Origin of the sequence: Leptolyngbya sp. CCY15150, from assembly GCF_016888135.1 — a bacterium.
GTDB lineage: Bacteria > Cyanobacteriota > Cyanobacteriia > RECH01 > RECH01 > RECH01.
In genome coordinates this window covers 179,156-192,954 of record NZ_JACSWB010000278.1, presented here as the reverse complement: position 1 = coordinate 192,954, position 13,799 = coordinate 179,156, and the positions used below count along the sequence as shown (strand labels likewise).

14 protein-coding genes are annotated in these 13,799 nt (G+C 54.1%); 2 read left to right on the top strand and 12 right to left on the bottom strand.

All coding sequences use genetic code 11. The features are described 5' to 3' along the window. Positions 1-657 precede the first annotated feature (657 nt). Both JUJ53_RS21395 and dapB read left to right on the top strand, forming a co-directional pair. A complete protein-coding gene (locus JUJ53_RS21395) occupies positions 658-1,287 on the top strand; it encodes a TVP38/TMEM64 family protein (protein WP_204154050.1) in 630 nt (209 codons plus the stop codon). A gap of 134 nt (positions 1,288-1,421) precedes the next feature. Beyond that, on the top strand, positions 1,422-2,249 hold the full coding sequence (gene dapB / locus JUJ53_RS21390; protein ID WP_204154049.1) for a 4-hydroxy-tetrahydrodipicolinate reductase: 828 nt from the start codon (positions 1,422-1,424) through the stop codon (positions 2,247-2,249). A gap of 522 nt (positions 2,250-2,771) precedes the next feature. Here the strand turns inward: dapB and JUJ53_RS21385 are convergent. From JUJ53_RS21385 to JUJ53_RS21330, 12 genes are all read right to left on the bottom strand, one after another. Next, on the bottom strand, positions 2,772-3,977 hold the full coding sequence (locus JUJ53_RS21385) for a Coenzyme F420 hydrogenase/dehydrogenase, beta subunit C-terminal domain (protein ID WP_204154048.1): 1,206 nt from the start codon (positions 3,975-3,977) through the stop codon (positions 2,772-2,774). Positions 3,978-4,108: 131 nt separating this feature from the next. Beyond that, a complete protein-coding gene (locus JUJ53_RS21380; protein WP_204154047.1) occupies positions 4,109-5,470 on the bottom strand; it encodes a heterodisulfide reductase-related iron-sulfur binding cluster in 1,362 nt (453 codons plus the stop codon). 29 nt (positions 5,471-5,499) lie between these two features. Then, positions 5,500-6,816, bottom strand: a complete 1,317-nt coding sequence (locus JUJ53_RS21375; RefSeq protein ID WP_239125261.1) for an FAD-binding oxidoreductase — start codon at positions 6,814-6,816, stop codon at positions 5,500-5,502. A gap of 107 nt (positions 6,817-6,923) precedes the next feature. Further along, a complete protein-coding gene (locus JUJ53_RS21370) occupies positions 6,924-7,874 on the bottom strand; it encodes a F0F1 ATP synthase subunit gamma (RefSeq protein WP_204154046.1) in 951 nt (316 codons plus the stop codon). 89 nt (positions 7,875-7,963) lie between these two features. Then, positions 7,964-9,481 (bottom strand): F0F1 ATP synthase subunit alpha, encoded by a 1,518-nt coding sequence (gene atpA, locus JUJ53_RS21365; protein ID WP_204154045.1) that lies wholly within the window; start codon positions 9,479-9,481, stop codon positions 7,964-7,966. 85 nt (positions 9,482-9,566) lie between these two features. Further along, positions 9,567-10,124 (bottom strand): ATP synthase F1 subunit delta, encoded by a 558-nt coding sequence (gene atpH, locus JUJ53_RS21360; protein WP_204154044.1) that lies wholly within the window; start codon positions 10,122-10,124, stop codon positions 9,567-9,569. Continuing rightward, positions 10,121-10,681: a F0F1 ATP synthase subunit B gene (locus JUJ53_RS21355; protein ID WP_204154043.1), complete on the bottom strand. Its 561-nt coding sequence runs from the start codon at positions 10,679-10,681 to the stop codon at positions 10,121-10,123. Before JUJ53_RS21355 ends, atpH begins: the two co-directional genes overlap by 4 nt. A gap of 140 nt (positions 10,682-10,821) precedes the next feature. Beyond that, entirely contained in the window at positions 10,822-11,307 is a 486-nt protein-coding gene (locus JUJ53_RS21350) for a F0F1 ATP synthase subunit B' (protein ID WP_204154042.1), read from the bottom strand. Positions 11,308-11,443: 136 nt separating this feature from the next. Then, positions 11,444-11,689 carry an ATP synthase F0 subunit C gene (atpE, locus tag JUJ53_RS21345; RefSeq protein ID WP_204154041.1) on the bottom strand — a complete coding sequence of 82 codons (246 nt, stop codon included), beginning with the start codon at positions 11,687-11,689 and terminating at the stop codon, positions 11,444-11,446. A 161-nt stretch (positions 11,690-11,850) separates the two neighbouring features. Next, positions 11,851-12,597 (bottom strand): F0F1 ATP synthase subunit A, encoded by a 747-nt coding sequence (gene atpB, locus JUJ53_RS21340; RefSeq protein ID WP_204154175.1) that lies wholly within the window; start codon positions 12,595-12,597, stop codon positions 11,851-11,853. Positions 12,598-12,648: 51 nt separating this feature from the next. Next, positions 12,649-13,044, bottom strand: coding sequence for an ATP synthase subunit I (locus JUJ53_RS21335; RefSeq protein ID WP_343328011.1), 396 nt, complete (start codon positions 13,042-13,044; stop codon positions 12,649-12,651). A gap of 265 nt (positions 13,045-13,309) precedes the next feature. Then, positions 13,310-13,708, bottom strand: a complete 399-nt coding sequence (locus tag JUJ53_RS21330) for a Fur family transcriptional regulator (protein ID WP_204154040.1) — start codon at positions 13,706-13,708, stop codon at positions 13,310-13,312. Between the last annotated feature and the right edge of the window lie 91 nt (positions 13,709-13,799).

Sequence of the window (13,799 nt, the reverse complement as noted above, 5' to 3'; positions counted from 1 at the left end):
CGATCGCCTAGGTACTGGATATACATAGCATTAAGAACCTTGGGCGTTGTTGCTGTTGATCAGTCCACGCCTGCTTTTGCATATTCGTAAAACCTATTTTCCACCTATGTCTTCTGGGCGTGGGTTGCTTTCCTGCTTCTGAACTCCTCTGACGCTACCGGGCTACTGCTATGACTTACAACACTGTTCCTCTGATCATCCCTGCCTTGGCAGCGGGGTATCTTTTGGCTATCTATTTGCTCTTGCGTTTGGTCAGCCGCCTTCGCGCTTAGGTTGCGCCGAGAGCGATCGCTCTTCCTCCGCTATGTCATCTCAAAGATTTGCAACCTCAGGCATTCACGGATTATGTCTAGTCATCATCCGGTGCTCCATAGGTCAAACTTTTAGTGCTCTAACCACATTCACCCTGGCTATCCCAAGCAACCCAGGCGAATGACGGTTTGCGCATCGATAGATCGGTAGTTCGCGCAATGCACTCAGTGCTTTCTCATTAAAAACTCATGCGTCTGGCTGCAGGCGATGGCAGGCTAAGGCTAGGGAAACGAACACAAGGGAACCACAATCCCGGGTGTACAGATACTGTCCTGACTTAGCTTGTATTCAGCAGCGGACTCTCAGATGCAGCCAAAGGGTAGGTTAGTAAAGCTGATCATAGTTTTGATCGGAGTTGGTGTCGGTCTTGGGCTAGTGCTCCACACACCACTTGGGGCTTTGCTAGACTACCACGCCTTGGTGCATGGGTTGAATCATCTAGGCCCTTGGGCAGTTTTACTCTTTATTGCAGGACATATTCTCGCGGCGGTACTCTCCATTCCAGGAACCGTCCTGGTTATTGCCGGTGGGGCCATGTTTGGTGTGCTGTGGGGCACGGTATGGTCTGTGATGGGCGCAACCTTGGGGGCGATCGCTGCCTTTTGGGTTGCGCGCTATCTGCTACGGGATAGCCTGATGCGACGAGTCGGTCAGCACAAGCTGCTCACCTGGTTTGATCGACTCAGCGATCGCCAGGCCCTCTCCTGCGTTCTAGCCCTGCGCCTCACGCCGATTTCTCCCTTTTGCCTGGTCAACTTTCTTCTGGGGTTAACGCCACTATCCCTCAAACCCTACGCCTTCGGCACCCTGATTGGCATCATCCCCGGCACCCTCGCCTACACCTGGCTGGGCGTGACAGGACATACCGCCTTAGAGGGTGGCAGTTTACGACCCTTCATCGCCGCCTTAGTAGCCCTAGCCGGTCTATCCCTGTTGCCCCTCTGGATGCAGCGCCGAGGTTCTGCACCCCGCTGAGGCAAGCTACCCCCACTCTGTCTTACAATGCCCATTGGGTGATCGCATCACGGCACAGTCACGGCATAGTCACGGCATAGTCTAGAACTGTGCGAGCAATCTCCACTGTTGTGTTTGGGTAGAGGCATTCAGCAATGACCGTACAAGCTCCAATTCCCGTAATCGTAAATGGCGCAGCCGGCAAAATGGGGCGCGAAGTCATTAAGGCGATCGCCCAGGCCGACGACATGACCCTCATCGGTGCCATTGACCGCAATCCCAGCCTCACAGGGCAAGATGTCGGCGAGGTCGCAGGCTGCGGTGCGCTAGAAATTCCCATCCTGCCCGATATGGAAGCCACCTGTGCCATGGCAGCTCAGGAAAAGCAGCTGCCGGTGATGGTCGATTTCACCCATCCCAAGTCGGTATATGAGAATGTGCGGGCAGCGATCGCCTACGGAGTGCGGCCCGTGGTGGGCACAACGGGACTATCGGATCAGCAGTTGCAGGATCTAGCCGACTTTGCCGACAAGGCCAGCACCGGCTGCTTGGTGATTCCCAACTTTTCTATTGGCATGGTGCTGCTGCAACAGGCCGCCATCCAAGCCTCAAAGTATTTTGACCACGTCGAGATTTTAGAACTCCACCACGACCAAAAAGCCGATGCCCCCAGTGGCACAGCTATTAAAACCGCTCAAATGCTGGCCGAGTTAGGAAAATCTTTTAATCCTCCTAAGGTCACCGAAACTGAAACCATTGCTGGCGCACGGGGCGGTCTTGCCGACGAAAATATTCGCATTCACAGCATTCGCCTACCGGGTTTAATTGCTCACCAAGAAGTCATGTTTGGCGCACCAGGGCAAGTTTATACCCTACGTCACGACACCAGCGATCGCGTCTGTTATATGCCCGGTGTCTTGCTCGCCATTCGTGCCGTCATCCAGCTTAAATCCCTGGTTTATGGGTTAGAAAAAATCCTTTAACGCCATGATGAATGGGCGGTCAATTTATCCTAAATGCAGCTTCATTCCATCACAATCGATAGCCATAGACCGATCATCAAACAAAAAAAATGCCTGACCTCATAAGCCCCCAAGGTCAGGCATGAATTGAATTAGAGAAGCTTTCCAGTTGAGTTGCAATAACCTAAATGCCCCCTGGTTATTGCTTCGCTTGGTGCGTTCTCCAGATTTGAATCTATTCTCTATCGAATAGAGGTGAAAAGCGTCCCAACTTCTACCGAACTTCAGGCTTCTAAACGTCTAAATCTGACCTATAAACCCGTATATTCACTCTGTTTTCCCCACAAATGTTGAGAGATCAAAAAAACTCTCACCAAAGAAAAAAGACAGGAGCGATCGCTCCCAAAAAGCGTCAGCAGATCGGAGGTCATAAGAGGTCACAAGAACACAGCATCCACAACAGGCCCACCCATAGACAACATCTCAGAGCCTAAGCTGGCGGATCCAGTCCAGCCCGATTGGACAAAGCCCTGGTGAACCGCTTCAAGATGGCGGCAACTCATACTGGTCAACAATGCGCTTGGCATAGTCTGGCACGTGGGCCTCCAATTTCTCAGGATGCTGGCGCTTGGTGTAGAGATAGTTGCGGGTGAAGTGGGAATCGATGGAAAAGCGGGCATATTCCAACCCCTTCGGGCCAATCCGCTCAATCACCACGCCCATCAGCTTCGCCGCCCACATGGGCAAGGTGACGCCCTTATCGTAGGCGGGGATACTTTGCTGCACTGCAGCGCGACGATCGCCCTGGGACATCACCGGCTGGGTTTGTAACTGATCTTGCACCACGTCTAGCAATTCCTGGCCGCGCTCATTGCGCACCACAATCCACTGCCAGCCAAAGGGCGCACCCATATAGCCCACCACCAGATCGGCAAGGGAGTTCACATAATCAAAGCAGCTCATGCAGGAGGGAGCAAACACATCCTTAAGCTGATTGGTTTTGAGCCCAAAGAAAGGCACGGTTTCTTCCGAACCGTCCTCATGCTTAAAATGCACCCGGAAGTCTTGCATAAACTCGTAATGCACCACCGTATCCGGCGAGCGGCTGGTGGTGTCTAAAAACTTCTGCAGGCCAGCGCGGGTGACGTTATCTACGCAGGGAGTACCCAGCACATAGAGTTTTTCTAAGCCAAGCTGTTTCTCCACCGCCCGCAGGGCCTGGATCTGGCAACCCACGCCAATCACCAGCAGCCGCTTCATCCCCGATTGCTCGACCTGCTCTAGAATCGACAGGTTAGGCGATAGGGTCGGTTTATTCACCCGAGCTGCCAGAATATCTTCCGGCGTGCGGGCAATCACCGGCATGGGCTGGAAGCGATCCTCGGCTGTATTTTGTACACAGACCACCCCCTCCACCAGGCCGCGATTGAGCATCTCGATGGCGATGGAGCTGACGATACCTGTCCATTGCGCCCCTTCGATCGGCTCAGTCTTGCGTGCCGCCATCATGTCTTGGCGCACCCCAAAGTACCAATCATCCGGCTCGTCTAGATTGCGACTACGCCCATGGGTTTGCTGCTCTAGGTCAGCAATTTGCTGGTTAATAAACGCACAGGCCTCTTTCACATAGTGAACGTAGTAGGTGTCGCATAGGCCACATTCACTACAGAGTTCCTTGGCCGGACGGCGGCTCGTGGGTTTGAGGGCCCTGGCTTTTTGGTGGGGTTTTTGGGGAGATACCGAGGTCATACTAAAGCAGCTTTCAATTCAGGTACAGCAGTGTTGGCACTTTGATTACCATACCGCAAGGGTTTTCGCCCTTGGGCAAGGAGGGAGCAGGAACGCAACCTTTCTCAACATTTGGGGATGGCAAGCGATCGCTACAGAGGTAGAGAAACACCACGAATCGCATAGTCCAGCAGACGAATGGGGTGGAAGAGCGGCATGGCGATGCCTTGGTGTTCCAGATGTTTCTGGATTTGCAGAGAGCAGCCAGGATTGGATGAGGCAATCAACTGCGCGCCGGTGTTGATCAAATTCTCCACCTTTTGCTGCCCTAATTCTTCAGCGATCTCAGGCTGCAGCATGTTATACACCCCGGCACTGCCACAGCAGAGGGCCGCGTCCACCGGCTCCCGCAGCGTGACACCGGGAATACTCAGCAACAGTTGGCGGGGCGGCGCGCTAATTTTCTGCCCATGCAGCAGGTGGCAGGCATCTTGGTAGACAATGGTCAGCGGTTCAGGGCTGAGGGGCGATAGGGGCGCGGTCAGCCCAATATCCACCAAAAATTCCTGCACGTCTTTCACCTTTTGGGAGAAGGCGATCGCCCGTTCACGATACTCAGGGTCATCCTTGAGCAAATGCCCATACTCCTTCAGGGTATGACCACAGCCCGCCGCGTTGATAATGATGGCATCGACGCCCGTATCCTCAAAGCTGTCGATCATCCGCCGGGCCAGATCCCGAGCCGCTTCTTCCTGGCCTTGGTGATGGGGCAGGGCCGCGCAACAGCCTTGCATCTTGGGCACCACCACCTCACAGCCGTTGGCGCTCAGCACCCGCGCCGTGGATTCATTCACATCACTGAAGAAGAGGCGCTGCACACAGCCCAAAATCATCCCGACTCGATAGCGGGTGTCGCCCTGGGCGGGAATCACCTCAGGAATCGTATCTTGAAACGATTGGGCGGTCACGGTTGGCAATAGAGATTCCATGGCAGCCAAGCGCGGCGAGATCCGCTTCAGCAATCCCGTTGCTTTCACCAGCTTGCCCAATCCCAAGGCTTGGTATAGGTACAGCGGCGGCAGCAGCATCCGCAGGCGATCGGGGTGGGGGAAGAGGGTGAAAATTAACTGTCGGAAGAGGCGATCGCTGAGGGTGCGGGGCACATTGCGCTCCACTTGGGGGCGGGTGGCCGCAATCAGCTTATCGTATTGCACACCGGAGGGGCAGGCGGTGGTGCAGGCCAAGCAGCCCAGGCAGGTATCGAAATGTTGGGAGGTGGCTGTGGCCAGGGGAGCATCCTGCTTATTAATCGCATCCATTAAATAGATGCGGCCACGGGGCGAGTCGGTCTCTTTGCCAATCACCCGATAGCTAGGGCAGGTGGTCAGGCAAAAACCGCAATGCACACAGGCATCGATCAGGGATTGCTCGGGCGGATCCTGAGCATCAAAACCGGGGAAGCTGGTATCAAGCTTCAGAGCAGGGCGATCGGTGGAGGAGGGGGTGGCGGTCATGGCGAACACTCACGAGTTGGGCAGGGCGGCTACAGGCCACCCACAAAGCGACCGGGGTTGAGTAAATGGTGGGGGTCAAACTGAGCCTTGATGGCTTGCATCTGGGGTAGGGCATTGCCGGCATAGCCCCAGCGATCGAGGCCTGTCCAGCTTGGCGGTGCCGACAGCAGGGAGAGAAAGCCACCGTGGGCGACGCAGTGCGATCGCACCTGGGTCATTCCCGTGGCGGTGATGCTGTCTATCTCACCACTCAACCAACCCAGACCACTACCAGCATGGATGAGTCCTAGACTGGCTGGCCACATCTGAGCGATCGCATCCAAGCTAGCCACCCCATGGGCCGGTAATACTCCTATTTTGCAGGCGATCGCCGATGCAGCGGCGGCTCCGTCCCATTTTTCTTGTAATCGTTGCCATAGACTGACGTCGTCCTGGTTCTGAAAGCGATCGCTGCTTAAACCCGCCGCTTGGGCTAACGCTGTCACCTGGGCCATCTGTTGGGACACACTCACAGGAATACTCTGGAAGCGAGCCACTAACCCCGTTCCCTGGCCCAAGCCTAAGGCGCTAACGTAGGACGGGGATAGGACATCCAACGCCACGGGGCTGAGGGAGGATTGGCGGATCTGATGCAGCACCGTGGCGATCGCCGCCGAGTCGCCCACCAACACCACCGTTTCCGAGGTCTCTGGCAAGGGATAGAGACGAAAAGTCATCTGGGTGAGGATGCCCAGGGTACCGTAGGCACCGGTCATCAGTTTCATCAGGTCGTAACCGGCTACGTTTTTAACCACCCGTCCCCCGGCCTTAGCCACCTGGCCATCCGCCCGCACAAAAGAAATGCCGATGAGCATATCCCGCACGCCGCCGTAGCGCTGGCGCAGAGATCCGGTATCCGCCGTGGCCACGATGCCGCCGAGGGTCGCCGATGCGCTGTAGTGGGGGGCGATCGCTAGAAACTGCCGCGATTGAGCCAACTGTTGCTGTAGATCGGCAAGCTTGACGCCGGCCTGGGCCGTTACGGTTAAATCCCCCGCTGCATGGTCAATCACCTGGTTGAGCTTCGCCGTACTGATGGCGATCGCCTCCCCCTGCAGCGGCGGCCCCCAATGGAGCTTCGTACCCTGGCCCATGGGCAGCATCGCCCAGCGATGGTGATGGGCATAGGCCACGAGATCACGAAGAGCCTCAAGGGTAGGCGGGTAGGCGATCGCCGCAACGTTAGGGGCAGCGATCTGACGTTGAGCCTGCAGAGTCGGGTCGAGGGACTCCCACGGCACCACATGCTCTGCTCCAATCTGCTGCGCTACTTGAAGGGCGATCGCACTCATGATCCAGCTATCCAAAGGGTTTCTTTGATCCTACGACGATACGGCACTACGACAAACGCAGAACCCCAAGGGATTCTGCGCTGTAGTTGATTCTGAAGGGTGTGTCTAGAAAGCAGCGATCGCTAGTTGAGGACTTCTGCGCCCGCCACCACTTCTAGAATTTCCTGGGTAATGGCTGCCTGACGCGCCTTGTTGTAGGACAAGGACAAGGAGGTAATCAACTGCTTAGCGTTGTCGCTGGCGTTGTTCATCGCCGTCATCCGGGCAGCTAGCTCACTGGCCGCAGACTCTTGCAGAGCGCGCAGGAGCTGGTTGTTTAGATAGAGGGGCAGGAGGGCGTCTAGAATTTGCACCGGATCCTGCTCAAAAATCATGTCTTGGGGCAGGGGTGTTTGGGGAGCTGCCTCCACCTTTTGCCGCTCGACTTGGAATTCACCGGCGCGAGTCGTCAACCGGAAGATCTCATCATCGGCTGCTTCCAAGCCCTGAGGATCGAGGGGCAGCAAGGTTTGAGTTACCGGACGAGAGCTAATCAACGACACAAATTTGGTGTAGATCAACTCCACCCGATCCACTGAATCGGAGAGAAACAGCGAGAGCAGTTCATCAGCGATCGCCGAGGCCTCTGATGCCGTAGGCACCTGCTCTAGATTGGTGAACGACTTGCTAATCGGCTGTTCTCGGCGGGTAAAATACTGATTCGCTTTACGCCCAACGATCACCAGCTTATAGTCCAGCCCTTCAGCCTTAAGTTCCTTGATGCGCAATTCAGCCCGCTTAATCACGTTGGCGTTATAGCCACCGCACAGACCGCGATCGCCCGACACCACCAACAGACCCACGGTTTTCACATCCCGCTTTTTCAGCAGCGGCAAATCCGCTTCCTCAAACTGCAGGCGAGACTGTAGACCGTACAGCACCTGCGCCAAGCGATCGGCAAAGGGACGGGTCGCCGTCACCTGCTCTTGGGCACGCCGCACCTTGGCTGCTGCGACGAGCCGCATCGCTTCCGTAATTTTCTTAGTATTTTTGACCGACTTAATTCGATCCCGAATCGCTTTGAGATTTGGCATAGCTAAAACCCGAAGATTGGAGGAGACAAAACCATATCAACAAGGAGGGGCAGATCAGTGCGATCCTCAGCCCCTCCCGTTCGACTCTGTTACGCCATCGCCATGAAGGTTTGCTTGTATTCAGCGATCGCTTCTTTCAGGATGGTTTCTGCCTCATCGGTCAGCTTCTTCTCAGCCCGAACAATCTCACTAAACTTGGGCTTGCTGTTGGCTAAATAATCCCGGAAACCCTTCACAAAGCTGGTTACCTTATCCAGATCCAGGTCATCCATGTAGCCATTAATGCCAGCATAGATCACAGCCACTTGGTCAGCCACCGGTAGGGGCGAGTATTGGGGCTGCTTCAGCAGTTCGCGCAAGCGCTGTCCCCGAGCCAACTGCTGTTGGGTGGCTTTATCCAAGTCCGATGCAAACTGGGAGAAAGCTTCTAGTTCAGCAAACTGAGCTAGCTCTAGCTTCACCTTACCAGCCACCTGCTTCATCGCCTTAATCTGAGCCGCCGAACCTACCCGAGATACGGAGATACCAGCGTTAATCGCAGGGCGTAGACCGGAGTTGAACAGGTCAGAGGAGAGGAAGATCTGACCATCGGTGATGGAAATCACGTTGGTGGGAATGTAGGCGGAGACGTCACCGGCTTGGGTTTCGATGATCGGCAACGCGGTCATGCTGCCTTCACCTAGCTCAGGGCTCAGCTTCGCAGCCCGCTCTAGCAAGCGAGAGTGGAGGTAAAACACATCGCCAGGGTAGGCTTCCCGTCCGGGCGGACGACGCAGCAGCAAGGACATCTGACGGTAGGCTTGAGCTTGCTTGGACAAGTCATCATAGACCACCAAGGTTGCCTTGCCTTTATACATAAAGTATTCCGCCAAGGTCGCACCGGTGTAGGGCGCTAGGTATTGCAGGGTTGCCGGAGCATTAGCGTTAGCAGCAACCACAATGGTGTAGTCTAAAGCACCGCGCTGACGCAGCACTTCCACCACCTGAGCCACGGTAGATGCCTTTTGACCAATAGCAACGTACACGCAGATCACATCTTCACCCTTTTGGTTGAGGATGGTGTCTACCGCCACGGAGGTCTTACCGGTTTGGCGATCGCCAATGATCAACTCCCGCTGGCCGCGGCCGATGGGCACCATGGAGTCAATCGCCGTAATTCCGGTTTGCATCGGTTCATACACCGACTTCCGATCAATAATCCCAGGAGCCATGGATTCGATCAGGCGGGTTTCGGTGGTACTGATGTCGCCTTTGCCGTCGATGGGGCGCGCTAGGGCATCCACCACCCGACCAACCATGGCCTCACCCACCGGCACTTCCGCAATCCGGCCGGTGGAGGTCACGGTGCTGCCTTCTTGGATGGAGCGACCATTGCCCATCAACACAGCACCAACGTTGTCTTCTTCTAGGTTCAGCGCGATACCCACCGTGCCATCTTCAAACTCTAGAAGTTCACCAGCCATGGTTCCTTCCAAACCATAGATGCGGGCAATGCCATCACCCACCTGAAGCACGGTACCAACGTTAGAGACCTTAACGTCTTGGTCGTATTGCTCAATCTGCTGACGAATAATGTTGCTAATTTCGTCGGGTCTGATACTTACCATAGGGATTTTCTCTCAACGAACGGTGTCTAATTGGGTTTAGTACTGACAAATTCACTCACCCGCAGCCAGATGAGTTCATCGAAGGCTAGCTGATGACGCTGAGTTTAAGACCGATGCGTCGCAACTGTCCGCTAAGGCTCGCATCAATCACTTGAGAGCCAACTCGGATCACAACGCCACCGATCAAGTCCGGATTCTGCGATAGTTCAAGCTCAACTTGCTGCGCACCTGTAAGGCTTAGAACCTGCGCACGAACAGCATCCTGTTGAGATTCCGATAGGGGCACGGCCGACGTAACCTCAGCCAGCACCGTCTTCTTCAACTCTCGAACCAGGGATTGATATTTTCTGCAAATCCCTTCAATGAACGAGATGCGTCGGCGATCCACCAACAGCAGCAAGAAATTCATCATGTAGGGATGAACTTGATCAGTCAGAGCTTGACGTAGGACTGCCTTTTTTTGAGGGATGCCCACAATGGGGCTCGACAAAAATTGCCCTAGGTCAGGCGACTCTTTCAAAAGCTCCAACAGACCAGCGGCATCATCACTCAACGGATCAACGAGGTCGTTCCCCTGAGCCAGTGACATCAAGGCCTGAGCATAGGGCTCTAGAATCTCAGCCGTGACTAAACTATCGTTCATGACTTGCCTCCCAACATAGCAATGCTACGGTCTACCAGCTGTTGCTGCTTGGCATCATCCATCTGATTGCGAAGTTGAGATTCTGCTTGCTGCATCGCCATCGCGACAACTTGATTACGAACCTCTCGCATGATGCGTTCTTGCTGAGAGGTCAAGTCTTGAGCTGCAGCTTCTCGCAGACGAGAAATATCCCGCTCCGCCTCCGCCAAGATCGAGTCACGAGCAGCCTGAGCAGAGGTCTCCGCAGCGCTGAGCATTTTTGCTGCTTCAGCCTTCGCTTGAGCCAGCTTTTGCTGCTGTTCAGCTAAAGCCGACGCGGCTGATTTCTTGCGTTCCTCAGCCTCACGAATCTCAGATTCAATGCGCGATCGCCGCTCTGAAAGAGACTTACCCAGGAAGCCCCGTCCAAAATAGATCAAAACCCCAATGATAATGATCAGATTAATTAGATTTGTGTCTAAAAGATCAAGATTGATGCCAAACCCGGCTTCTTCAATCTCTGGCGCTTTCAGAACCACTGTTCCAGTTCGCTCAGCTAGCCAATACAAAGTTCCCATGATCCCTAAATCGTCGTTGATCTACTCAACCCAGCCTTAACCTTGCACACTCCTAGTCACCTAGGCAAACCAATAGACTGCCTAAGCCATGATCTACCAGTGCGGCTCCCCTCAAACATGCGCGGCCTATCGAATGGACGTTAAGCCTGTGCTCCTAGGAGCTTATCCAAAATTTGTTCACTCAATGCACCCACTTGAGACTCCAGCGAAGCTAGCGCCTCTGTCTTTTGCTGATCCAGCTCACGCTGAACCTGCTCACGCTGAGCCTGAGCTTCTTGTTGAGCCTGAGCAATTTGCTCTGCAGCAATTTTTTGAGCAGCAGCTTGAGCTTCAGCAATCACGGTTTGAGACTGACGACGCGTAGACGCCAGTTCGGTCTCGTATTGCTGGGTTAAGCGCTTGGTTTGCTCCAATCGCTCCTTCGCCTCGGCTTGGGTGGTGCGAATATAGTTATCTCGATCGTCGATGCTCTTGCCCAGGGGTTTATAAAACACTGCATTCAAGATCACCATTAGCAGCAAAAACTGAATGGCCATCAAGGGCAATGTGGCATCTAAGTCAAAAAGTCCACCCCCTCCCTCTGAAGCAGCGGCCTCAGCGGCAAGTAGAACTGTCCAGTGAATCATAATCCTCTCACCCCATCATACATTGGGGAAAACGACAGCACACAGTCAACCTGTGCAACCTAACAACACAAGCTTGAGCCGGAGTTGCCATCGGGTAGGGGTTAACAAACGACCTACCCAATGACCATTAGATGACTTAGGCGAAAGGATTGGCGAACAAAAGAACGAGGGCAACCACCAAACCGTAGATGGTTAGTGCTTCCATAAATGCCAAGCTGAGCAGAAGAGTACCACGAATCTTACCTTCTGCTTCTGGCTGACGAGCAATACCTTCAACAGCCTGACCAGCTGCATTACCTTGACCAATACCAGGGCCGATCGCGGCTAGACCCACAGCAAGGGCAGCAGCAATAACAGAAGCGGCGGCAACAATTGGATTCATGATTATGTTTCCCTAACTTAAGAGTACAAACAGACAACGATCAAACAGTACATCAGCGATGGAGTGGTGCAGCAGAGCTACTAAACTCACATCGAAACCTGCTGCTGAGGTCAGGCCCCAGACAACCAGCCTACGTAACCAACTGAGCGGGCAAGGGGCCCTTACTCATGCTCTTCCCCGTGTTCTTCCATGGCTTCCCCGATGTAGGCGGCGGCCAACGTAGCGAAGATCAACGCCTGAATTGCACTGGTGAACAACCCAAGCGCCATCACTGGCAGCGGCACAAACAACGGCACCAGAAGAACCAGCACCCCAACCACGAGCTCATCCGCCAAGATGTTGCCAAATAGACGGAAGCTCAGGGAAAGGGGCTTGGTGAAATCTTCAATAATTTTGAACGGCAACATAAATGCTACCGGCTGCACATAGTTACCAAAGTAGCCCAGTCCTTTCTTGCTAAAGCCTGCGTAGAAGTAGGCCAAGGAGGTGAGGAGCGCTAGGGCAACGGTGGTGTTAATGTCACTGGTGGGGGCAGCCAACTCGCCTTCAGGCAGAGCAACTAGCTTCCAAGGAATCAGGGCTCCTCCCCAGTTGGAGACAAAGATGAACAAAAACAGGGTGCCAATGAACGGTACCCATGGGCGATAGTCTTTTTCGCCGATTTGCCCCTTTGCCAAGTCTCGAATGAATTCGAGGGCGTATTCCATCAAGTTTTGGACACCTGACGGCACCATCTGAACGTTACGAGTGGCTAAGACTGAAATGGTAACGAGGGCCGCAATCACAAACCAAGAGGTGAGGAATACTTGCCCATGAAGCTTGAGACTGCCAATTTGCCAGTACAAATGATGGCCGACTTCCAGTTCTGCCAGGGGGAAGTGTTGAATTGTAATCAAATCATTCAGCATGTCCATTCGTTGAAGTTCCCCAAAGAGTCTGTCAGACACGACGTGTCGAGGTTAATCGAGGCTAGGTGCGAAGCTAGTCCAGAGGACGTAGGTAATCAAGGCCACTTTGTAGGTTAGGAATCCTAAAAAAATAGGCATGATTTGCAGTTGGTTCCACTGAGACGCCACTAGGATGAGGGCTATGAGCAGGGCTAACCGAGCACTACCTAGCTTTTGCCGCTGCCGACCGAGTTCCTCGACGTTTTTGGCCAACATCCTCAAATAAACTACACCCACGCAGGCACCCAGTAAATAGTTCAGTGCGATCGCCACGGTGTAAAACACCCAAACACTCACAAAAATTACGCCTGCCATCACAAGAGTGGTGATGAGCAAATTTTGTTGAAGTTGGTAAAACTCCGCCATGGAGGAGTCTGGCTCAGGTGTCAGTTGCGCGGGAGCGGCCACTGCCTGCGAAGCATTTTGTTCTGGTAATCCGTCTGGCGAGTTCACAGAGCTTAGCCACTAGAAAACTGAGCGGTTCGCAGTCTTGCAAACCACAGGTGATCATATCACGCAGAGGTAACACACCCGACGATTTTTTGTGGGTTATGCCCCAGAAAAATTGACTGAAGATTTCTAACAAAATGTCCTCAGGAACAGATTGAAGACCTGTTTTAGAGATGTTGTCTGGGAAGGCGATCGCCCTCTCTAGCCCCCATAGGTAATCTCCCTAGCCCATGGATGCCTGAGCCGTCTGACAGGTCGTACAGAGCCCGAAAAATTCTAGGGTATGGTAGTAGATTTTGAACTGATAGGCATCATGCAGGCGTTCCTGCAGCTCATGCACGGGACATTCATCAATGGCAATTGACAGGCCGCACTGCAAGCAGGTCAAGTGGTGGCGATCTTCTTGAATCAGGCTGTACAGAGCTTCTCCGCTAGGCACCGTCCGCACCTGCACCACACCCTCTAGCTTTAGGGAGTCAAGGGCTCGGTACACCGTGGCCAATCCCATACCCTGGCTGCGATCGCGGAGTTCGACAAATAAATCCTGTGCCGAGGTACCCCGCCCCAAGGCTCGCAGCACAGACAATACTTTCTCTTGGTTGCGGGTACGTTTTGGCGACATGACAGATCGGGCTTGGGTGGGCGAAATAACGTTCTTCTAGCCTAGATCAAACTGAGACCGTTGTCGGCTTTTAGGTCGGGATCTGAGGGAG

Bases quoted from the DNA above. Each gene is read 5' to 3' on its own strand.
- dapB (WP_204154049.1), top strand. From the start codon at position 1,422: ATGACCGTACAAGCTCCAATTCCCGTAATCGTAAATGGCGCAGCCGGC.
- JUJ53_RS21385 (WP_204154048.1), bottom strand. From the start codon at position 3,977: ATGACCTCGGTATCTCCCCAAAAACCCCACCAAAAAGCCAGGGCCCTC.
- JUJ53_RS21380 (WP_204154047.1), bottom strand. From the start codon at position 5,470: ATGACCGCCACCCCCTCCTCCACCGATCGCCCTGCTCTGAAGCTTGAT.
- JUJ53_RS21370 (WP_204154046.1), bottom strand. From the start codon at position 7,874: ATGCCAAATCTCAAAGCGATTCGGGATCGAATTAAGTCGGTCAAAAAT.
- atpA (WP_204154045.1), bottom strand. From the start codon at position 9,481: ATGGTAAGTATCAGACCCGACGAAATTAGCAACATTATTCGTCAGCAG.
- atpH (WP_204154044.1), bottom strand. From the start codon at position 10,124: ATGAACGATAGTTTAGTCACGGCTGAGATTCTAGAGCCCTATGCTCAG.
- JUJ53_RS21355 (WP_204154043.1), bottom strand. From the start codon at position 10,681: ATGGGAACTTTGTATTGGCTAGCTGAGCGAACTGGAACAGTGGTTCTG.
- JUJ53_RS21350 (WP_204154042.1), bottom strand. From the start codon at position 11,307: ATGATTCACTGGACAGTTCTACTTGCCGCTGAGGCCGCTGCTTCAGAG.
- atpE (WP_204154041.1), bottom strand. From the start codon at position 11,689: ATGAATCCAATTGTTGCCGCCGCTTCTGTTATTGCTGCTGCCCTTGCT.
- atpB (WP_204154175.1), bottom strand. From the start codon at position 12,597: ATGCTGAATGATTTGATTACAATTCAACACTTCCCCCTGGCAGAACTG.
- JUJ53_RS21330 (WP_204154040.1), bottom strand. From the start codon at position 13,708: ATGTCGCCAAAACGTACCCGCAACCAAGAGAAAGTATTGTCTGTGCTG.